At 55.4% G+C, this 20,379-nt stretch carries 18 protein-coding genes and 1 tRNA gene; 11 read left to right on the forward strand and 8 right to left on the reverse strand.

The genetic code is table 11. The features are described from left to right. Positions 1–38: 38 nt before the first annotated feature. From BM155_RS10445 to BM155_RS10460, 4 genes are all read right to left on the reverse strand, one after another. Complete coding sequence (locus tag BM155_RS10445; RefSeq protein ID WP_067154831.1) at positions 39–860, reverse strand: hypothetical protein; 822 nt, start codon at positions 858–860, stop codon at positions 39–41. Further along, on the reverse strand, positions 857–1,429 hold the full coding sequence (locus tag BM155_RS10450) for an acyltransferase (RefSeq protein WP_067154829.1): 573 nt from the start codon (positions 1,427–1,429) through the stop codon (positions 857–859). The genes BM155_RS10445 and BM155_RS10450 overlap by 4 nt, the downstream gene beginning before the upstream one ends. A gap of 22 nt (positions 1,430–1,451) precedes the next feature. After that, positions 1,452–4,430: an O-linked N-acetylglucosamine transferase, SPINDLY family protein gene (locus BM155_RS10455; protein WP_074902958.1), complete on the reverse strand. Its 2,979-nt coding sequence runs from the start codon at positions 4,428–4,430 to the stop codon at positions 1,452–1,454. 153 nt (positions 4,431–4,583) lie between these two features. Beyond that, complete coding sequence (locus BM155_RS10460; protein WP_067154824.1) at positions 4,584–5,783, reverse strand: FliC/FljB family flagellin; 1,200 nt, start codon at positions 5,781–5,783, stop codon at positions 4,584–4,586. Positions 5,784–5,998: 215 nt separating this feature from the next. On the opposite strand from BM155_RS10460, the gene fliD reads away from it, so the two are divergent. From fliD to BM155_RS10505, 9 genes are all read left to right on the forward strand, one after another. Next, positions 5,999–7,363 carry a flagellar filament capping protein FliD gene (fliD, locus tag BM155_RS10465; protein WP_197462984.1) on the forward strand — a complete coding sequence of 455 codons (1,365 nt, stop codon included), beginning with the start codon at positions 5,999–6,001 and terminating at the stop codon, positions 7,361–7,363. A gap of 15 nt (positions 7,364–7,378) precedes the next feature. Beyond that, positions 7,379–7,777 (forward strand): flagellar export chaperone FliS, encoded by a 399-nt coding sequence (gene fliS / locus BM155_RS10470; RefSeq protein WP_067154818.1) that lies wholly within the window; start codon positions 7,379–7,381, stop codon positions 7,775–7,777. Positions 7,778–7,785: 8 nt separating this feature from the next. Beyond that, positions 7,786–8,172 carry a flagellar protein FliT gene (gene fliT, locus BM155_RS10475; RefSeq protein WP_067154815.1) on the forward strand — a complete coding sequence of 129 codons (387 nt, stop codon included), beginning with the start codon at positions 7,786–7,788 and terminating at the stop codon, positions 8,170–8,172. After that, positions 8,169–9,350: a flagellar hook-length control protein FliK gene (fliK, locus tag BM155_RS10480; protein WP_067154812.1), complete on the forward strand. Its 1,182-nt coding sequence runs from the start codon at positions 8,169–8,171 to the stop codon at positions 9,348–9,350. The genes fliT and fliK overlap by 4 nt, the downstream gene beginning before the upstream one ends. Further along, positions 9,337–9,618 carry an EscU/YscU/HrcU family type III secretion system export apparatus switch protein gene (locus BM155_RS10485; protein ID WP_074902960.1) on the forward strand — a complete coding sequence of 94 codons (282 nt, stop codon included), beginning with the start codon at positions 9,337–9,339 and terminating at the stop codon, positions 9,616–9,618. Before fliK ends, BM155_RS10485 begins: the two co-directional genes overlap by 14 nt. Before the next feature lie 881 nt (positions 9,619–10,499). Further along, the gene (gene flhD / locus BM155_RS10490) at positions 10,500–10,805 is read left to right on the forward strand and encodes a flagellar transcriptional regulator FlhD (RefSeq protein ID WP_067154806.1); all 306 of its coding nucleotides are present in this window, start codon (positions 10,500–10,502) and stop codon (positions 10,803–10,805) included. Positions 10,806–10,815: 10 nt separating this feature from the next. After that, complete coding sequence (flhC, locus tag BM155_RS10495; protein ID WP_067154803.1) at positions 10,816–11,382, forward strand: flagellar transcriptional regulator FlhC; 567 nt, start codon at positions 10,816–10,818, stop codon at positions 11,380–11,382. 257 nt (positions 11,383–11,639) lie between these two features. Beyond that, complete coding sequence (locus BM155_RS10500; RefSeq protein ID WP_074902962.1) at positions 11,640–11,972, forward strand: hypothetical protein; 333 nt, start codon at positions 11,640–11,642, stop codon at positions 11,970–11,972. A 65-nt stretch (positions 11,973–12,037) separates the two neighbouring features. Then, a complete protein-coding gene (locus tag BM155_RS10505) occupies positions 12,038–12,718 on the forward strand; it encodes a fimbrial biogenesis chaperone (RefSeq protein WP_067157913.1) in 681 nt (226 codons plus the stop codon). A 49-nt stretch (positions 12,719–12,767) separates the two neighbouring features. Here the strand turns inward: BM155_RS10505 and BM155_RS10510 are convergent, their stop codons facing one another. The 4 genes from BM155_RS10510 to BM155_RS10525 form a co-directional block, all read right to left on the reverse strand. After that, a complete protein-coding gene (locus BM155_RS10510) occupies positions 12,768–13,811 on the reverse strand; it encodes a hypothetical protein (protein WP_074902964.1) in 1,044 nt (347 codons plus the stop codon). Positions 13,812–13,868: 57 nt separating this feature from the next. Then, positions 13,869–14,570 (reverse strand): hypothetical protein, encoded by a 702-nt coding sequence (locus BM155_RS17080; protein ID WP_139223219.1) that lies wholly within the window; start codon positions 14,568–14,570, stop codon positions 13,869–13,871. Between the two features lie 391 nt (positions 14,571–14,961). After that, positions 14,962–17,472, reverse strand: coding sequence for a TcfC E-set like domain-containing protein (locus BM155_RS10520; RefSeq protein WP_254773171.1), 2,511 nt, complete (start codon positions 17,470–17,472; stop codon positions 14,962–14,964). Positions 17,473–17,510: 38 nt separating this feature from the next. Next, positions 17,511–18,086: a hypothetical protein gene (locus BM155_RS10525; RefSeq protein WP_139223220.1), complete on the reverse strand. Its 576-nt coding sequence runs from the start codon at positions 18,084–18,086 to the stop codon at positions 17,511–17,513. Positions 18,087–18,367: 281 nt separating this feature from the next. Between BM155_RS10525 and gltX the strand changes: the two genes are divergently transcribed. Together gltX and BM155_RS10535 are read left to right on the forward strand one after the other, a co-directional pair. Continuing rightward, entirely contained in the window at positions 18,368–19,846 is a 1,479-nt protein-coding gene (gene gltX, locus BM155_RS10530; RefSeq protein ID WP_074902966.1) for a glutamate--tRNA ligase, read from the forward strand. A gap of 169 nt (positions 19,847–20,015) precedes the next feature. Then, positions 20,016–20,091: transfer RNA gene (locus tag BM155_RS10535), tRNA-Ala, on the forward strand. Positions 20,092–20,379 lie beyond the last annotated feature (288 nt).

The following is a 20,379-nucleotide window of genomic DNA, read 5'->3' on the forward strand; positions in this document are numbered from 1 at the left end:
TCCATGAAGTGAATTCAGTTTTTTGTCGATCAGGATTGTCAGATAAATGCGTTTTTAGTTTCTTCCTCGATAAAGGGTGATGCGATGGCTCTGTCAACAAATAAGGGGTCAAAAAATGCCACCCTATTTAGGACGTCGGCTTCTTCATCCTGGAATGCAATGGATTCGCTATTGCGCACCCGAGATTTGTTCGGGTTATGATGCACGGAAATAATTTCATGATGTTGTTTTATGGCGCGATCTTTGTCGGAAATATTCAGGCCAAAGAAATTGCCAATATCAACAACTTTATCGAAATCTTGAAAGTCTTTGGTTGTCACCCAATAGAATTTCCCGTTTTCATTTTTATAGATGCTTTCCGCTTGCATCTGCCTGGCGTAGGAGTCCAGGACGCCCCAATAACAAAGTTGGTAGTCCGTCAAACTCTCAGGCTCGTGGATCGGTAGGCTGCCAGGGACGCGGGGATCGGCGGAATAGTGAATGCCTCTCTGTGTTCGCATTGGGGTGCTTCCCCGTTCGTAAAGGCTCGATGCGGTTTTTCTGAAGTTTCTATTCAAAAACAGTAGTCCAGGCATTACTCCCAGTCGAAGCAGTGGAATTAAAAATCCTTTGCCAAAAACATTGCTCGTTTCCACATAATTCTTTTCCGGGTATTCGTTGATAACGGCGATTTTGCTTTGCAGGAAAGCAATGGCCTTCTCCGGTGTTTGTTTGACGGTAGGAAATAGATTGGCGTAGTTCGGTTCCGGCTCGTGCAGAGACCGTATGTCATCGAATATCTTAAATACTTCTGTCAAAAAGGTGGTGCCAGTTCTTCCATGAGTTACAGTGAAAATCAGATTTTTGTTAGTTGAAATCATAGCGGCTCCCCGGTGATTTTCTTAACGGGTTTGGCCGGGTGGCCGGCGACAATCGTATTGGCAGGGACATCGCCGATAACCAAGCTTCCTGCTGCAATAACGGCGTTTTCACCGATGACGGCCGGTCCCAAAACGGTGACGCCAGATCCCATCCATACTCCCTTTTTGACATGGATATCACGGCCGCTATCTGGCACTGCCGTGAGGCGTTCATGGCCTGTCTTTTTGTAGTCATGAGTTCCGGTAAGCAACATGCACCGGTGGCCAAAAAAACAATCCTCCTCGATGGTCACCTGTCCGGAGCGGGTGTTGATTAATAAGTCGTTGACGGAAATTGTCGCTCTATTCAGGTTAACCCTGTTCTTGTCGCCCCAGACCCGTATTTGTCTCAATTCGTAGTCCGCAATATAGGGCATCAAGAGTTGCGCAAGAACAGCAAGCTCTTTCTTCTTTACTGTTCTGAGAAGTTTGAGAAACTCACTGTCTTCACTGCTCGATGTATTGGTGTTGTTTTTCGGTGGCAGGCTGCGTTTGACCTTTTCGGTTTTGGTGTCGATGACAGGTATCATGATCCGTGCTCAAAGTCTGTTATTAGTGAATATTCATCAACCGGTCGATATCCTGGCTGATTGTGTCTTCCGTGTTATCTGCCGGTGGAGCCAGATTGTGAGGGGTTTGTTTTTCCAATGATTCGCCCATTGAGGCCTTGGTTGGAACCATACCTTCGGCGATCAGATATAGTTCCGCTTTTTCGGGGTCCACATCTGCCAATAGGGAATAAGTGAGGTCTTGCACGCCGTAAACGGTGTGCAGTAGAAATGCCAGCTTTATTTTTTGCCCGGCACTCAGCTGCGCCATGCGTTTGTGACTGGGCAGGAAAAGCGCGTCGGCACTTTCCAGCTCAGTTGCCTGGTGTTGCAGCCAGTCATCCCTGTCTGGCAGGTGGCTCTTGTGGTGGAAATCGTTTAAGCGGTAGAAGCGGAAGCCGTTCCGGCACATCCAGTGGCTGATCTCGCTGAGATTGGGCTGCCGTTCGTGGGTTGGATGGAAAGCAACCCGCACCTGCACCATCAGTGTATCCCGCAGCGCTTTTTCACCGTGTTCCAGAATTTTGGTGGCATCGCTGAGATCGTCCAGAATCAGCCAGTCCAGACTTTGCAGTCCTTGGATGCTGTCGAGCGCAATGGTATTGATGGGGAGCGAGGTCAGCACTTGTGCCCCCTGACGTCTTTCCGCAGGGAGTTGCTCCGGTGGTAATGGTTTCAGGGTGCTGCTCATCTCCGGAGCCAGGCATGCGTGGAGGGTTGCTGGTTGGCCATCGCCAAGCAGGGCGTGGGGGAAAAGCTGCAAGTTTTCGTGGTCTTTGAATTGTTCCGGATTTTTCACACGGCTGCCGGGATCAAAGGCGATGACAGCAAAGGTGTTGAGATCCAGCAGTTTTTCGAAACCGGTTTCCCGCACGAGCTTGGTGGTGTTGTCGATGGCAATAATTTTCCCCTGGAGTTGCCAGTCGAAGTCAACGGCGGCTTTGGCGGCGGCGGATTGCGGCTGTGATTCGGTGGATGCAATTTTCGGAATCTTGACATTGACAGGCTCGCTTTCCCCTTCGAACCAAGCCCGCCCGTCTTTGTTAAATGTCAGTGCCGCAGGCATTTTGTCTTCACAATACCTCTGCCAGATGGCGCGTAGGGCGATACCAAGATGCTTGGCAAATCGCTTGTAGTCACACACGGGCGAACGCTTGATTTGCCTGCGCAGGCTGCGCCGGATAGTGGTCAGGCTGGCGGGATCGGAAGCCAGTTCTACGGCCAGTGCCTCATAGCGCTCCCAGCTGTCGACGACCAGCTCGGGCAGACCGGCGTTGGTCAGGTGGGTGGCGGAATGGCGCCCGGCAAAGCTGGGGCCCGGCAGTGTAATCACCGGCACTCCCATCAGCAGTGCCTCGCAAGTGGTGAGACCGCCGGAGTAGGGCCAGGGGTCCAGTGCGATATCTACCCGATTATAGGCTTGCAACAACTCGCGGTGTTTCGAGTGGCCCTCCAGAATCAGGCGGTGGCGTTCTATACCCAGCCGCTCCATCGTTTGACAAGTCCGCTCGGCAAACTCATCGCTGTCAAATTGCATTCCCTTGAGGAATAGACGGCTGTCCGGAACCCGGTGCAGTATCGATGCCCATTTGCCGAGGATAACTTCGTTCAATTTGGATGGATTATTAAAACAGCCAAAGGTGACGTAGCCGTTATCCAGAGCAGGCAGCGCCGACGGTTCAGGTGCATCCCCGCGGGGCATATAACAGATATAGTCGTCCGGAAGGCGGATCAGTTTTTCCGTATACAGGTGATCCACGCCGGGAGGCGTCTCCACCGCATCGGATATCAGGTAGTCCATGGCCTGCAGGCCGGTGGTATTGATCAGCCCACCCACCCATTTCACCTGTAATGGCGCGGGTTCGAGGGCTACGGCCCGGAGCCGGTTTCCCTCCGTGTGGCCACAGAGATCCAGCAAGATATCGATACGGTCGCTGCGTAGTTTGTCGGCTAGTTGAGGTTCAGTGAGATGAGTGACAGACATCCAGTGATCCGCCCGCTGTTGCATGCGCTTAGTCAGGGGATCGACCATGTCGTTCATGGTATAAGCGAATATTTCAAAGTCTTCCCGCGGTAATGCCTCGAGCGCGGAGGTGATCATTTGCCCCACTGGATGAATGCGGAAGCCCGCTGAAATCATGCCGATGCGCAGGCGGCGGTCACTGGACAGATCGGCCGGGCGGGGTCGGGGCTTGCGTTCTTTCGGTTGGAAGCGGGTATCCCACTCGAGGTGCGCTTTAAACAGGTCCTCCGCGGAATATGCTGGGTTGTAATGCATCGACATCAGGAGATTGGAAAAGGTTTTGTCCTGATCGGGTGCCAGTTCCAGGGCTTTGCGATAGTAGGCTTCCGCTTCTTCAAAGCGCCCGACATTGCGGTAGGCACTGGCCAGATTGGACAGGTGGGCGGGATCGTCGGGATATTTGGCCACAATTGTTTCGTGGATGCGGATTCCCTCGCCAAAGCGGGTCAGCTGGATCAAGGCATGTGCTTTGCGGGAAAGTAGGGTGTCATCGTCGGCAAAATCGCGCTCTGCAATTGCGATGTGCTCCAACGCTTTTTCAAATTCCCCGGCGTCGTTGTGCAATTTGATCAACATCAATCTCGCCTGTTTGAAGGCGGGCTTGATCTCCAGCGCTTTTTCAAGGTGGGCGACAGCCTCGCTGGCATGCCCCAGACGGTACATGGCCTGGGCCATGGTGTTGTGAAGTTCCGGGTCATCCGGGGCCAGAGTCAATGCCTTTTCCAAGACGTCGAGGGAAGAATGCCGCTGTCCCGATTCCAGCAGTACCGAGCCCAGGGATTTCCAGGCGAAAGGATCGAAGGGGTGCTTGCTGGTCATTTCACGGGCCAGTGCTTCTGCCTTATCCCATTGCCTTGCCTGGTAGAGCGCGATGAGTTTTTGTTGCTGTTTTGGTGCCACGGCATGACGGGTTTGATGCCGTGTCTGGCTGATGCGTGCGTGCTGGCGAATTTTGCTCATGGGCGAGATTGTCCGACTGCTAGAGAGTGCTAGAGAATCTGGGTAAAGGACAGGATGCCCGAAGCAAAACAGGCAATAACCAAAGAAAAGGGGGCCCGAAGGCCCCCTTTTCTCTGTATCGGACCGGAGGAATTCCGGTCACTCTGTTGGCAATTAGCCCAGCAGGGACAGCACGTTCTGCGGTACCTGGTTGGCTTGAGCCAGAACGGAAGTGCCGGCTTGCTGCAGGATCTGCGCGCGGGTCATGTTGGAGACTTCGACAGCGTAGTCGGCGTCTTCAATACGTGAGCGGGCAGCGGAGAGGTTAGTCTCGTTGGTCTGCAGGTTAGTGATGGCGGACTCGAAGCGGTTCTGGATAGCACCCAGGTCAGAGCGCAGCTCGTCGACGGTTTCCAGGGCGCTGTCCAGGGCAGCCAGACCGTTGGAAGTGCGGCCGGTGGTCAGGTCGGACAGGCTGATGCTGGCGGTGTCGATGCTGAACGCGGCAGTTGTCGGGCTGGTGGTAACGTCGGCGTCGCTCGGTTCCAGCGCAATGTAGAAAGTTCCGCTGGCACCGTTGTCCAGGTCGAAGCCCAGTGCTTTCAGGGAGTTGGACTCGGCAGTTGAGTTGGCAGTGATGGTGACTTCGGCGTACCAGTTGCCGGCTTCATCGGTCTGTGCAGTGCCAGTGAATACAACGCTACCGGCAGTGACACCCAGGCGAGCGGCCAGGTCGCCGGCATTGCTTTCGCTAATGCTGGAGTCGGCGATCATGGTGGTGGTGCCAAAGGCATCCTTCATCGCAGCGGTGGTGCCGCCAGATTGAGCAGTCATTGCGCCTTGCGGGCCGTTGACGTTGAAGCTTGCGAGCCCCAGGGTGCTGGCGGTGATTTCCTTCAAGCTGATGCTGATGGTCTCGCCGTCGTTGGCGCCAACTTGGATGGAGAGAGTTTGGTCGTCGGCCAGTACTTTAACGCCGTTGAAGTCGGTCTGTTCAGAGATGCGGTTGATCTCGGTCAGGCGCTGATCGATTTCCGCTTGGATAGATTTCAGGTCGTCGGGAGAGTTGGTGCCGTTTTGAGATTGAACGGTCAGCTCGCGGATACGCTGCAGGTTTTCGTTTACCTGGTTCAATGCACCTTCCGCAGTCTGGGCCACGGAGATGCCGTCGTTGGCATTGCGCTGAGCCTGGGACAGGCCAGTGATCTGAGCGCTCATACGGTTGGCGATGGCTTGGCCGGCGGCGTCGTCTTTGGCGCTGTTGATGCGCAGACCGGAAGACAGGCGCTCCATAGAAGTTTGCAGGGCGCTTTGAGATTTGGAGAGGTTTTGTTGGCCAATCAAAGCCGTAATGTTTGTATTGATTACTGACATATCGATGTCCTTTGGTGTTTCACCGTTTGGTTTTCTAAAGCAACGGCGCAGGCCGTTACTCCGTTTTTCGGCAGCAGCGCGTCACGCTTTAGGGTGAGATGAAAAAAACTCCGCGCTTATTAAGGAAGAGGGTAAGGGTTCTGGCCGCTTCGAGTGGTTAAAGTCCCTGTTGCCGGTGCCGATATTGAACGGTAGCGGAAAAGCACAGAGGAATAATGATGGCCACTATTTCATCTTTGGGTATAGGTTCGGGGCTCGATTTGAACGGGCTGCTTGAGCAACTCGAATCCGCGGAGCGGCAGCAGCTGACTCCGATCGTGGCACAACAGCAGAGTTACCAGGCGAAGATTTCTGCGTTTGGTCAGCTGGAAAGTGCTCTGGATAGCTTGCGTCAGGCCGCCACGGAATTGAGCGAGGTGGACGGTTTCGCCGACGTAAAAAGCAGTCTGAGTGGGGATGGGCTCTCGGCAACTGTCGGTGATGAGGCCGTGGTGGGCAGCTACGAGATAGACATCACTCAACGAGCCAGAAGTTACAGCATCGCTACATTGGGCGTAGCCGACAAGGAGGGGACCCTCGGAGCGGGAACCATCTCTTTTACCCTCGGCAACGGCGACAGCTTTAGTGTCGCGGTGACGGAGAACGAAAGCTCCCTGGAAGGCATTCGTGATGCAATCAATGCGGCCGATAACGGCGTGGTGGCTTCCATCGTCAACGACGGCAGCGCTCAGCCCTACCGGCTGGTATTGTCCTCGGCGGAGACGGGAACTGAGGCGGCGATCGCGTCTGTGGATTTCGGTACGGGCGGCCTGGGGGATCACCTTTCACTCGATGCGGCTACTGAAGTTTCGGCCCAAAACGCCCAGTTGACTGTCAACGGTATTGATATCACGAGCCAGGGCAATCGTGTGGAGGATGCGATCCAAGGGGTAACCCTGGATCTGGAGGAAACCGGAAGCGTATCGCTGGAAATCACCCGCGATACCTCCGCCATCGAGGGGAAAATCAAAGGCTTTGTTTCCGCCTACAACAACTTGCAGAACACCATATCCAGTCTGACCAGCTACGACCAGGAGAGCGGCACTGCGGGGGTGTTAATTGGCAATTACACAGTGCAAAGCGTGGAGTCGCGTCTGCGGAGTACCTTGACGGATGTGCTGACCAGCAGCGGTGCTTTCAAGTCCCTTTCCGACCTGGGGATTACCCTGGAAGTGGAGGGCACCTTGTCGCTGGACGAAGACGCGCTTGGTGATCTGGTGGCGGAACAGCTGGACGATTTGACGGATTTCTTCGCTGGGGTTGCCGATGAGGACGGTTTGGCGGACCGTCTCGATACAGTGCTTGGCGCTATGCTCGATGACGACGGTACCTTGGATAGCGTCACCTCCGGGCTGGAGAGCAGCATCGAAATGTTGCAGGAACGCTATGAAGATACAGAAGCGCGGATCGACAGCACTATCGAGCGCTACCGCACCCAGTTCGCCGAGCTCGACAGTCTGATCGCGCAGATGAATTCAACCAGTACTTATTTGACACAACAGTTCGAGGCACTCAGCGCGCAGCTAGGCCAGTCGGACTAGAAGAGGAGGGGATCTATGTATCCTAACCGCGCCGGCGGCGCCGCCGCCTATGCCCGGGTCGGAGTGGAAAGCGATGTGCTCTCCGCCAGCCCTCACCGCCTGATCACACTCCTGTTCGAGGGGGCGGACAAGGCTATCCGGTCAGCCGGGGTACATATGCGCGATGGTAACAAAGCGGAAAAAGGCAAGGCGATTTCCAAGGCGCTGGATATTGTCAATCGGGGCCTTCTGGCCGCGCTGGATCGCGAGCGCGGAGGCGAGTTGGCCGAACGCATGGCATTGCTCTATGACTATATCGCCCGCCTGTTGCTCAAAGCCAACCTCCACGATGATGCTGCAGCGCTGGAAGAGGCCCGGCATTTGCTCGGTGAGTTGGGCTCCGCGTGGCGTGAAATCGACACCGATGGTAAATAGGAGGTGTGATGACGGCGCTCAAACCCTTTGCGGGAAGCTCCCTGAATTCCCCTCAGCGGCTGTTGGCTGCCTATGAGAGCTTGTTGGCACGCTCCACCCGCATGCTCGCCTGCGTGCGCGAGCACAATTGGTTTGAATTGGTGGAGGAGCAGTCCTGTTATGTTGTCGAGGTGGAACTTATCTCCAAGGCAGAGAGCGCAATAAAGCTCAGCGAGGCGGAAAAGGAACACAAGGCCAAGTTACTGGAAAAAATACTAGAGCAGGATATGGAAATCCGCCAAAGGCTGATTGAGCGACGGAACCAGCTTCAGAAACAGATGGGCACGGCGCAGCGACGCCGCGATCTCGCACGTTCTTACGGTGTTCGCAAAGGTTTTGATCAAGGGGCTTCGTGAGCGGCATCACCTCGATACTGGATACTCTTTTGCACCAAGTTCTGGGCAAACGGGTGGATACGGCAACGCCGCGGCCGCTGACCGAACCGGTGCGGCCGGCTGTTCCTGCGCAGGCGGTGCAGGCGCTGCGCAGTGAATCCGATCCGCAATCCCGGGCGCCATTGACGGAGCAAGCGCAAGCTGCCGGGCGGAGCCGGGAGAAAGCCAGCGCTTTGCCGGTAAAGGCGAACACCGCTGCGAGTACCTCCGCGCGCACCAGTTTTAGTGTTGCAGCCCGGACCATTGCCGATCTGCTGATGCGTTACCCAGCCCCCCCGTCCGCGATTCGCCCGCCGGCGCCACTACTTCCAGTGAGTAAAGGCGGAGAACCGGAGCCGCTGGCGACACAGCTGCGCGCCAGCGTCGAGCGCAGCGGGCTTTTTTACGAATCGCACCTGGGGCGCTGGTTCCGAGGCGGGGAAAGCGGTGAGCAGCTATCTAGGGAGCCGCAGATGCGCCTTACCCGAGTCTTACCGCAGGTTGCGTCCAGATCGGCGGGCGCCACGCCGCAAGGCACTGTCTCTGCCAATACTTCACTGGGGGCTTCCACACCCGCCGGTGCTGGGGTTGTTACCGCTTCTTCCGTTGGCCTTCCACCCCTGGGGGCTTCAGTGGTGGACGCTACTTCAGATCCCGCGGCCCCTGCGCCTGCAAAAGCCCCCGTGGCGAATTCAGCGGGCAATACCGGCAAGGTGGAAGAGGGTGCTTCAAGTGTCCGGATGCCCGTGGACCGGGCCGCTGCGGACGCCCTACAGGGCTTGCTGCGCCACCAATTGGAAATGCTGGCCGCTCCGGTGCTGCGCTGGGAAGGGGAAGTGTGGCCGGGTGTGGCAATGGCATTTGTATTGCTGCCACCGGAACAGGTGCTGCAAGAGGACGGCGATGACGGCAGAGATGGCGATCAAGGCGATGACGAAGACGCTTGGCAGTCCCGTCTGACATTGAGACTGCCGGAGCTCGGGGAAATTGACGTGCGCCTGGCGCTCTGCGGTGAGCGGCTCAAGTTGGCACTGAGTTCCGCTTCGGAGAAGGCGGCGAAACGTCTCAGGAGCGCCAGTGAGGCGTTGCGCGAGCGGTTCGTCGCGCTCGGCTTCGAAGACATTGTGTTAACGGTGGAATTGCTGCGTGAAGGAAAGTGAAGAGCGCCGCCGTGCGGTGGCTCTGGCCTACCGGGACGGCGATGTATCACCCAGGGTGGTGGCGCGAGGGTACGGTGAATTGGCGGAGCGCATCGTGGCCGAAGCCCGCCGCCAGGGAATCTATGTGCACGACGCTCCGGAGTTGGTGGCACTGCTGATGCAGCTGGATATCGATGAGCGCATCCCTCCGCGTCTCTACCAAGTGATCGCGGAATTGTTGGTATGGGTACGCGGATTGTCCTCGGAGGAATTGCAACGAGAACCATAATTTGTGATTTTGATCACAAATCTGTATTTTGACATAAATCACACGCACAGAATGCCAAAAAAGTTCCAGATTCTTGTGGTAGATTGTGCCAAAAAGGTGATGCAGGTCACTGAAGTTATTTTTTAAAAGTGGTATGGCCTGGGGTTCCGGATCGCAATGCCGGGGCAACGGGAAATATGAGGCGCTGCGCTTTTTGTTGGCTCATTGCGTGATAGGCGGAGATGTTTCGCTACGCGAGGGCGCGCTTGAGAGGTGCGGCTCGCGGTTGTATTGCGATCGGCTTTGTTTTTTGGGGCGCTAGCGGGATTGCAGCGAAGTGGAATGCGCAGGAATTTTTGCTGTAGGGGGGCACTGCTTTTTTTGCAGGTATGGATGGGTGTCACTCTGTGCAAGGTGCAGAGGCAAAAATTTTTCTCAGCATCCCTGGGTGGTAGTTTGTTATACCATCAAAAAACTCGCCATATCATAAATTATTCGCTATGTCTGTGTAGTAGTTGTATAAATTATCTGATACGTTTTGTTTATGACGACAACTATCAAGGCGATTTAATCGCACCACAAAATATGCGGGAAAGGAAATCCGGCAGGCGCAATTGCCAATTTCTGCGCTAAGGAGGTAGGGGAAGGGAATCTCTGAATAACAACAATATATATAAGGCACGATGTGACTCCGGGAGCACCTGGTGAGCCCGACTTAGACCGCAGGCAGTTTTGCGGCAGGGTTTCAGGTAATTAGGGCGCGCCCGGCGGCAGCGCCGCTGGGCCTTTGGATACGTTTCGAGTTAGTACGCGGGTCGAGTGATCGACCAGTGTGAAGTACGGGCGTTATTTCTAAATGGGGGGGTGCCCCCAGGGTAAGGTCACCGAAGGAGAAACATAAAATGAAGTTGGATAGTGCCATCGACGAGATTCAGGAAATCAACCTTAGCTACCTGCTGTTGGCCCAGCGTCTACTCAAGGAGGATTACGCTACAGCCCTTTTCAGGCTGAAAATCAAGGAATCGCTGGCCCAGGTTTTGGTTTCTCTGACTGCGAAGCAGCTGACACAGCTTGCGCGGACCAATCAACTGTTGTTTCGGTTGCATTTTGACGACGCGGAGCAGCTCGTCAAGCTTACCAGCAACAAGCGCGCCCAAGGGTTGGGCCATATTCATGCCGCTCTGTTGATGTCCTCCAGCGCGAATTAAGGGCTGAGCCATGTCGGAGAAAAGCTTGGTCAATGAAATGCAGCAGGTACAGCTCGCCATAGAGCTGATCGAGCTGAATGCTCGGCTGCAGGTGCTGGAGTCTGAGACCGATCTCAGCCGGGGGCGTTTGATCCGGCTTTACAAAGAAGTGCGGGGCATGTCCCCGCCCAAGGGGATGCTGCCCTTTTCCACGGACTGGTTTACCACTTGGTTACCCAATATCCACTCGTCACTCTTTTACGGGATTTACCGACGCCTGACTGAGGAGCAGGGGTGTGAGCGCATGGAGGGTTTGGTTAAAGCCTACCGGCTTTATCTCGAGCAGGTGGATCTGGATGGTGAAGAGCCGGTTCTCGGCCTGACCCGGGCATGGACCCTGGTGCGCTTTTTCGAGAGTGGGATGTTCGAGCTCTTCGAGTGCACCAGTTGCCACGGTCAGTTTGTCAATCACGCGCATACACCCTGTCACGATTTTGTCTGTGGTATCTGCCAGCCTCCATCCCGCGCAGGCAAAACCCGCAAGCGAAAATCCGCGCCCGTGGATACTGGCCGGGAGCCGATTAAAGTCAAGGCCTGAGAAATCAACCCGGCAACGGACGAGGTTGCCGGGTTGATGACACTTTTCTTTCATTACCACTCTAAATCCCCCTGTTTGCCCGCCGATAACCAATATGTAAGCACGAGAGGTGTGGGCTATTCGCGACCGCAACGGAAACATCCCGCGCCAATAATTCACGAGGGCCATCAAAAAACCACCGCATTGATAGACTGAAAGAAAGCGGGTGGAAAACCATGGAAGGGTGGTGGCTGAGAGGGAATCAGGGAGCATGCGCCATGAGATTCGGGAAGCTTTCAGTCGGTGTGCTGCTTGCGCTGCTTGCCACCTTTCCTGTTACTACCGGTGGTGCCGATAACGGTGCCACTGCGACGGCATCGGCACGAATTACCCTCCATATCCTTCCCCGGGTGCAGCTGCGCCAGATGGGTGTTCTCGGTACCGACCAACTGTGTCTCAATCGCGTGCCCGCCAATCGTTACTATTTATCCATTCGCGATCTGGGAAGTGAGGCTCGGGAAGAGATGCGCTTGGCTGGTAGGCCGGGCAACTACTGCGTCCCGATGGCTGCCTCTGTTGAGGGGAAAATGGTGGTGATTGTTGCCGAATAGCGGTTTTCCGACCCCGTCGGCAAGGCTAGAATGTGGCTTTCGACGATAAGCCACAGCTGTTTGCCATGAAAAACCTATTCGCCGTCATCCTCCTGTTTTTGTCCCAGCAGGCGCTGGCCGCAATGTCTCTGGACAAGATTATTGTTTACCTGGATGACTCCCCCAATGCCCGCGACGATATCGTGGTGGCCAACCCGGATAAAGAGACGCTTTACCTGCAGACGGAGATCTACCGGGTTGACAACCCCGGGTTGCCCGACGAAAAGCGCGTGCGCGTTGTCGACCCAAAAGATTTCAAGTTATTGGTGAGCCCCTCGAAGGCGGTGCTGGCCCCCGGTGAGCAAAAGCGCTTCCGTATTATGTCCCTGGAGAGAAAGCTGGCGCAGGAAAAAGTTTATAGGGTGACATTTAAGCCGGTGGTGGGGGAAATCAAAGCTGACCGCACGGCCCTCAAGATTCTTGTAGCCTACCAGGCGCTGATTTTTGTGCAGCCGCAGGAGGGGAGCTACAAGCTGACCGTTGGAAAACAGGGTGGAAAGTGGGTGCTGAAAAACAGTGGCAATATAAATGTCGAAATTGCAGAAGTGCAGCATTGTCTGAGTGAGCTGGACTGCCGCCCGCTGGCACTCAAGGGGCGCCTCTATGCCGGCACCAGTTTGTCGATCGAAGAAAATATCGCAGGAGGTAGTCTGGTTGTGCTGGCCAGGGGGCGAGGGACAGAGAGAGTTCAGCTGCCACTGCTGTAGTGCCTCGAAACAAGCGCCCGCTCACCAAACCGGGGCATCAGCAGGAAACTCATTCAATCTCCACCGTAAGTGTCAGGGTGTCGCTGTACTGACTGTCAGCGGGGTCTACCAGTCCATTGGCGGGAATATGCACATTCAGTAACATATTCTCCCCGTCGGCGCAGTTTTCCCGATTGCTGCCATGCCATAGCCCTCCAGTAGCTGTAACCCCTTCCTGAAGCCAGGTGGTTGCTAGGGGCGGGCTCAGACTTTGCACCTGTACTTCATAGTTGATTGTATCGATGCCTGCTTGTCCACGCAGAACGAAATTTCCGTTTCCGTGCGCGCTTTCCGCGCGAAGATTGAAGCCAACACCACCGGACGTATAGACGCAGAAGCTTTGCTCGGCGTCTATGTTACTGCTGGTGTTGGAGGTGATTATCATATCTTCAAGCCCGCTAATTTGGATCTGCGCCTCTGCACCTATTTGAATGGTAAAAGAAATCGGCGGGTACAGCTCAGTTCTCTCGCTGGCATTATTGCTATCTTTGCATTGAATTGGGTTCCATGGATTGTTCGGATCGCCCCACGGATTGCACTGGTAGAGATAAAAATCAAAAGTTCCCTGATATGTCCCGACCTGTAGCTGGATGTCTTCGGGGATGGTCACCAGAAATTCTACAGGTGTTTGAACGCCGTTGGCTGCTCCTTCAAAGCGTGTGCTCTCGGTACTGGGACGTAGAGGAACGGCGCCGCTGGTCGGGTGGCGGAAACTAAATTGCACCGGAATATTTCCGCCAGGGCCAGACAGAAAAAAATAGTCCCCGCTGCCGCTCCCGCGGACTTCTATTGTGTAGCTGCGCGTGTGACGGCAGTATGCTGTAACCCATTCGTTTCCCGTCCAATCTGCCCAGCAGCTGCGTATGCTAAAAGGGATGATTTTGCCCGCATCTGCGGGCAGGTTGTGTACCTGGGTATCGAGATTGCAGATCCCGATGGCTTTTTCGTGTACCGGCATTATGCCGGAGCCGTCCCCACAGGGATGGCTGTTGCTGGATTGCGCATATGCGTTGTTTAGGAAGATAAGCAGCGTCAGATACTTCAGAAGCTTCACTTTGTCACCACTAATGTGGAGGGGGTTGTTGGGGAAACAGCATTGGCAAGTTTGGGGTCACTCGAGTTCCACTGTTAGGGTCAAAGTATCGGTATAGCTGTTGCCTATGGCGCTCTCGAGTTGTTCTTGAGGTACACGAATGGTGATGCGCATATTCTCGTCACTGTAGTTTGCACAGCTTAAATCCCCATGCCCACGCCAACGCGTATTGGACGGCGTGCCTTCCCGTAGATTTTCTGAGAACCCGTCGTCCACGCTGGCTATTTCAATTTCATATTCAAGATCGTTTATTCCGCGCAGGATAAAAGAGCCGTTGCCATTTTGGCTATCGGCGGTCACGCGGAATAGAGATGAGTCATATGTCCAGGTCCACCACAGGAAGGTTTCAAGTGGTGTTCCGTAGACGCAGAACTCCTGGCTTGCCTCTACCGTTCCAAGGCTGCTAGTAGTGGCATCCAGCAGCATATCCTCCAGGCCGGATATTCGTATTTCTGCCTCTTGCCATATTTCTATAGAGAAGTGAATTTCGGCAAGGGTTGTTACAGGGTAATTGCCGTTGCATGGGGGTGGACCACTGTTGTCATTTGAACCGCACTGATCGATAGATAAGGCAAATTCACCGGAATAATACTGCCCGGAGTATGATGCCCCCGGTGCGAGCGAAATCTCGATTGCAGCCGGAGCCAGTTGTCCATTTGCAGAGCTAGGAAATAGATGTGAGCTGCTGCTGAATTGCCCGGGGAGTAGCTCTTCACTCACGCCCAAACTGGTGTACCTAAGGCTAATGGGGAGCCGCTGAGTGCCGAACCAGCTTGATCTTTCCAGTACGAACTGGTTATTTTGGCTGGGTCCAGAGACTCGTACAGAGTAGGGGGCAGCGTGGTCACAGGTTGCGCTGCCAGCGTTTGGTGAGCAGCTTCTAACCCCAAAAGTAATTACCCCTTGTTCAATTGTACTGGGTTTATATTCGATGCGGTTTGATGTGTCGTCCAAATGACAGATGCCGATTAATCGCTCGTCATACCCTGGAGCGGTAGCGTTGTCTGGTGGTCCGGCACCGGTATCACAAGGGCGTGCGTTTGTGGAATTTGCGGAAGCCTGTATCGCTGTACTCAGAATTAAGAATCCTAAGCCAGCGGCCAACATCTTTTTAATACTGTATGTAATGCTTGTGCTCATCGGGGCAAATCCCGTTAGCAAGTTCAATGTCTCCCAAGTTGACCCAATGCTGCCCTGCACTTTGCTCCGGTAGAGGAACCTTACAATCTCCCCAGATTACCGGAGGTACCTGCAGTTTGCGTGGGTTTCCGTACATCTCCAGTTGGAATACCCCGAATTCATCAGTAATCGCAGCGTATTCGCCGATGGTGATTTTTTTATGGGGCACGGGCTTTCCATTATGCATCAAGCGTCCCAACACCAGTATCAGCTGCTTAATTTGATAGCTGGCGCTGGCGACATTGCCCGGGTAAAGGGTGATCTTATCTTGCAGCTCGCGGTAATCGTAAAAGCCTTCGGCCAATGGCCGCAGGGAGATTTCATAGGTCTGGAAGGCCGGAAGGCTGATGGCGGAGCGCTCTCCACCTTTTGCATAGCCCCGCCGTGCACCATTTACCAAAATTTCAAAATCCTGATCTGGACTGCCTTCAATATCTACCAACAGGGCGCTGTCCGCGGTTTTTTCCCCTCCCCAGGCAAAGTGATTGCCATCTGTCATCAGGGTGGTGTTGAAGTTGCCCAGATAGTTGAAGGCGCGTTGGCCGGTTGTGTCTTGCACTCGGTAGTCCAGGGTGGAGCTGATCGCTCCCCGACGTCCGGCCAAGCGGGTGTTGCTGGCCAGGTAGTGGTTGCTCTCCGACACTTCTCCTGAAAATTGTTGTGACAGGTCAAGCGGCAGGCGGTCGCCGTCCTGCCAGCTGGAGTTGAAGCCGAGGCGTGTGCCGCCGTATTCCGAGGGATTGCTGTCACCGCGCAGAGTGGCGCTGTGGCTCCAGTTGTCGCCTCGGTAGTAAAAGCGGAAGCTGGCGGCGGTAAGCCGTTCACCGTCCGCATCACTGTGGGAAAGTGTCATCTCCCCCAGCCAGCGGCGGCTACGGAATAAGTCGCGGCGGAATTCAAGTGTCGTCAGACGGGTAGCGGCGGAAATCTCCGGCGCGGTGGGGAGGTCCAACGATGAGACATAGATGCCGCTATCCTGTTTTGAGTAGCGGAGCGAAACCTGTCCGCCGAACAGTGCAGTATTTAGGCTTGCGTCGCGGCTGGAATAGCCTGTTCCAAGTAGTGCGTAATTGTCCGAGTCTCCGTTGGTGGCGTTTTTCGGTGTCAGTTGGGTGTCGCTGGCACTGAGGGTGAAGTATGGTGTCTTAAGCAGCGCGTGTATTCGATGCCCATTGGTGCCGTCACGGGATTTGAGCACAGAAGGGGATAGTTCCAGGTATTCGCTAATCCAGCGGGCGCCCAGTTCAAGCACTAGCTCTTTTTGAGTTGTCGCGGTGGTGACAAATAGGCCGGTATCTTCAAAGAGTCGGCGAGAGACGCCCGCTTGTAGGAAGTAGTCATCCCCTTGCTCCGGCAGCAGATCGGCCTCCACCAGCTGCGCAGGCTGACCTGCCTGCAATGTCCAGCGCCACTCCCCGGGAGCCGGCAGTAATGAGTCTTTGACGAAGAAGCGCCGTTGTTCCGCCAGGGATCTGCCGTTTTCGTCAAAGGTGCGGATTTCCAGTTCATAGGCGCCGCCGGGCAGAGTAGAGGTGTCCAGAAGCTGGTTGCCGGCTTCGAGCATCTGACTGAACAGCAGGCGCCCATCCCGGTGAATTTCAACCCGGCCCCGTACCGGCATATTGATCTCAAGCGATGTGCCCTGCTGGTAACGATTGTCTGTGCGGCTGTTGTTAGAGCTGCGGTATTCCAGTCCGTAAAGGTAGGGGGAGGCCAGAAAATTACTGAAACTGCCTTGGGGTTGTATCAGTCCGACAGACCAGGCGTGGCCGCGATAGTCGCGTGTCCAATTCAGTTGATAGATTTTCCCATTACTCTCGTCGTTGGCCGACCACTGGCTGTGTAAACCGCTCTCGCCGAAGCTGAGCATAGAGATGCCATACAGAGAAGCACTGTTGCTGTCCGGGCCATTATTCGACTCGACGCCGGACCAGCTTCCGCTAAGGCTCTGCATAAAGGAAACGTCACTGCTGGATTCCGGCAGGTAAGGGTCGTTAATCGCTGCTTGTTGTAGCAAAAGGTCCGCGGCAAAAAACAGATCAATGCGGAAGCGGCTTTCATCGTAGATCAGTGCGAAGTCTTCCGGCAGCAGGTAGCCGCAGTTCCGCTGCTGTCTGCTGCGGCAGAGCCTGTGGCTGTTGCGGGGCTGGGGCTTGCGCAGCAGCGTGAGTACCGCCTCCGCGTCTACCGCGGGCGGCAACAGTTCGAGCACTGCCTCGGGATTTTCGAAGCGTACACTCGTGGGGTCGACGGTTACCTGCGCGGCGCCGAGCGGACGGCTGCCGTAGTAGATATCCGCAACTATTTGTTGTGGCTCTGTGAGTTCGGCAAAACCGTCCGGCGCCCCGGTATGGAGTGTGAATGCCGCACTGGCGGCGAGTCCACTGGTAACCGGAGCGCACAGTATCAGCGCGAGCGTGGCCCTCGCTACTATGCGATTCATGAAGGAAAAGCCGGGCCGGGGGCCCGGTTACCGATCGATCAGATCGCTTTCACCATCACAGTCAATGTGTCGGTGAACGCAGTACCTTCGACATCCTGCCAGTCAGCGGCATTAATGCCCACGAACAGAGTGGCGTTCTCAGCACTGCTCAGGCAGCTGGCTGCGGTGGCACCTGCCGCGCGTGCAAAGTTTGTGCTGAGAGAGCCGTCGGTGCTGGTTTCATCCGCGGTACCGGCTGAGGCGGTGTTGGCAAAGCCGACGGAGTAGGGGATGGTTTCAGAAGTGGAGGAGTCCAGTAGCAAAAAAGGATTGCTGGAGTTGGGAGTGTTCACGTCAGCATTGCCATTCAAGCTGCCGAAGGAAACATTGAAGCTGGAAAAGCCGAAGCCGCCAATGCAGATATTGTCTGTCTGCGTTACGTCAGCAGCGGAGGCATTGATGGTCATATCCTCAAGGCCGGTGACGATAATGTGCGGTGTCAGATTGAGAGTGATTGTCAAATCCCCCTGTGACGAGCTGGCACTGGCTGCAGAGGGGTTGGTGGCTGCGGCTGCACTCAAGGAAGCGGCAGCCAGGGATGTGGCGATCAGACTGCGAAAAGCTGTCATTCTCATTGTAAATATTCCGTGGACCGTAGAAAGTGTTGTTTATTTGTAATTAGTAGGTGTGCAGGGACAGCAACCCCTTTAAAACTTGCTTGGGGCTCCATGCAGGGTCGCAAATTATATCTTTTTTCATGATGTGCGTCACAATTTTTTTGTGACTTCTGATGATATTTGGGGAAGATATACCAAAAAGTCAGGTTGTGGCCTCTTGCTGTGCCCGGCGCTCCGCCAGCGCTATAATCCCGCGCCTCAAAGCCTTCATCATTTATTAATCTTCAATCAGGTTTGTCATGACCGTAAGAACCCGAATCGCACCGTCCCCCACCGGTGATCCCCATGTGGGCACAGCCTATATCGCCCTCTTTAACCTGTGCTTTGCCCGAGCCCAGGGCGGACAATTTGTGCTGCGTATTGAGGACACCGACCGGACCCGCAGTACCCCCGAATCCGAAAAGGCCATCCTCGACAGCCTGCGCTGGCTGGGGCTGGATTGGGACGAAGGCCCGGACGTGGGCGGTCCCCACGGCCCCTACCGCCAGAGCGAGCGCGGCGACATCTATAAGAAGTACTGTGACGAATTGGTGGAGAAGGGCTATGCCTTCCATTGCTACCGCACCGCGGAAGAACTGGAGCAGCTGCGGGAACAGTTGCGCGAGGCGGGTCGCACTGCGCTGAAACCCAGTGACCTGGCACTGCCGGAAGACGAAGTGGAGCGCCGCCGCAACGCGGGTCAGCCCTACGTGGTGCGTATGAAGGTGCCGGAGAGCGGAACCTGCGTGGTGGACGACCTGTTGCGCGGCCCCATCGAGATCGACTGGGCCCAAGTGGACGCACAAATACTGCTCAAGTCCGACGGCATGCCCACCTACCACCTGGCCAATGTGGTGGACGACCACCTGATGCAGATCACCCATGTTCTGCGCGGCGAGGAATGGATTAACTCAGCGCCCAAGCACAAGCTGCTGTACGAGTACTTCGGCTGGGAAATGCCAGTGCTCTGTCACCTGCCGCTGCTGCGCAACCCGGACAAAACCAAGCTGTCCAAGCGCAAGAACCCTACCTCCATCCTTTATTACCAGCGCGCCGGCTTTATGCCCGAAGCGCTGCTGAACTACCTGGGCCGCATGGGCTGGTCCATGCCTGACGAGCGAGAGAAGTTCTCCCTGGAGGAAATGCTGGAGCACTTCGATATCAAGCGGGTATCCCTCGGTGGCCCCGTGTTTGACGTAGAGAAGCTGTCCTGGCTGAACGGCCTGTGGATTCGCGAGCTGGACAATGAGTCGCTGGCGGACCGCCTGGTTGATTGGCTGTTTAATCGGGAGAATCTGCTCAAAGTCTTACCCCACGCCCGCGAGCGCATGGAAACCTTCGGCGATTTTGCTCCCCTGGTGGGCTTTCTGGCCGCTGGCAAGCTGCCGCTCACGGAGGCGAGCTTCGGCGCCAACAAGCTGGACCTGGATACGCAGAAAAAGGTACTGCAGTTTACTCTGTGGCGTCTGGAAACCCTGCGCAGCTGGGAACGCGACAATATCTTCCAGGCAGTCAAAGCCCTGTCTACCGCTATGGAGATCAAGCTGAAGGACTTCAACGCTCCGCTGTTTGTCGCCATCAGCGGTACTACCGCGTCATTCTCGGTAATGGACGCCATGGTCTTGCTGGGTTCGGATCTCAGCCGCGCCCGCCTGCGCCAGGCCATCGAAGTACTCGGTGGCGCCGGAAAGAAGGTGCTGAAGCGTTGGGAGAAGGAGTACGCGGCTCTGGGTCAGTGAGCCCCGCAGAAACCTGGGCAAGCCGCTCTGTTGTCCGGCTTGCCCGGGCGGTGGACCAAGTTAGACGCCCCAGTCGCTAACTAATTGATTAAAAAGTTATTTTTCTTGTTGACAGACGCCGGGGCGCTGTTAAAATGCGCCCCGCTTTCGACAGAAAGCACTCCAATTTGGGGCTATAGCTCAGCTGGGAGAGCGCGACACTGGCAGTGTCGAGGTCAGCGGTTCGATCCCGCTTAGCTCCACCAATTTCCGAGAGGGCCGTGTTCACGTGAACACGGCCCTTTTTTGTACCGATAGATGAATCATTCTGGGCCCGCGTTCATGGGTTCATGTAATAGCGTGTAATCGTAAATAGGTGAATGCGTCGCCCGCCTTGGATAGAGCCCACTCACTTTGCGCATATACCAGAATGGGCCATCTGTCAAGAATTTACCGGCACGTAATGTAAAATGTAACGCAGTTGGTATAAGTGTCATTTTAATTTGCGGGTCTATGGTTGAGCTTGGATGTTTGCCGAAAGACTTGGCAATCCC

Origin of the sequence: Microbulbifer thermotolerans, from assembly GCF_900112305.1 — a bacterium.
GTDB lineage: Bacteria > Pseudomonadota > Gammaproteobacteria > Pseudomonadales > Cellvibrionaceae > Microbulbifer > Microbulbifer thermotolerans.

Coding starts and splice junctions, on each gene's coding strand:
- fliS (WP_067154818.1), top strand. CDS start 7,379: ATGTATCCTAACCGCGCCGGCGGCGCCGCCGCCTATGCCCGGGTCGGA.
- BM155_RS10525 (WP_139223220.1), bottom strand. CDS start 18,086: ATGAGAATGACAGCTTTTCGCAGTCTGATCGCCACATCCCTGGCTGCC.
- BM155_RS10445 (WP_067154831.1), bottom strand. CDS start 860: ATGATTTCAACTAACAAAAATCTGATTTTCACTGTAACTCATGGAAGA.
- fliD (WP_197462984.1), top strand. CDS start 5,999: ATGATGGCCACTATTTCATCTTTGGGTATAGGTTCGGGGCTCGATTTG.
- BM155_RS10520 (WP_254773171.1), bottom strand. CDS start 17,472: ATGAATCGCATAGTAGCGAGGGCCACGCTCGCGCTGATACTGTGCGCT.
- BM155_RS10460 (WP_067154824.1), bottom strand. CDS start 5,783: ATGTCAGTAATCAATACAAACATTACGGCTTTGATTGGCCAACAAAAC.
- BM155_RS10500 (WP_074902962.1), top strand. CDS start 11,640: ATGAGATTCGGGAAGCTTTCAGTCGGTGTGCTGCTTGCGCTGCTTGCC.
- BM155_RS10450 (WP_067154829.1), bottom strand. CDS start 1,429: ATGATACCTGTCATCGACACCAAAACCGAAAAGGTCAAACGCAGCCTG.
- BM155_RS10455 (WP_074902958.1), bottom strand. CDS start 4,430: ATGAGCAAAATTCGCCAGCACGCACGCATCAGCCAGACACGGCATCAA.
- BM155_RS10505 (WP_067157913.1), top strand. CDS start 12,038: ATGAAAAACCTATTCGCCGTCATCCTCCTGTTTTTGTCCCAGCAGGCG.
- gltX (WP_074902966.1), top strand. CDS start 18,368: ATGACCGTAAGAACCCGAATCGCACCGTCCCCCACCGGTGATCCCCAT.
- flhD (WP_067154806.1), top strand. CDS start 10,500: ATGAAGTTGGATAGTGCCATCGACGAGATTCAGGAAATCAACCTTAGC.
- fliT (WP_067154815.1), top strand. CDS start 7,786: ATGACGGCGCTCAAACCCTTTGCGGGAAGCTCCCTGAATTCCCCTCAG.
- flhC (WP_067154803.1), top strand. CDS start 10,816: ATGTCGGAGAAAAGCTTGGTCAATGAAATGCAGCAGGTACAGCTCGCC.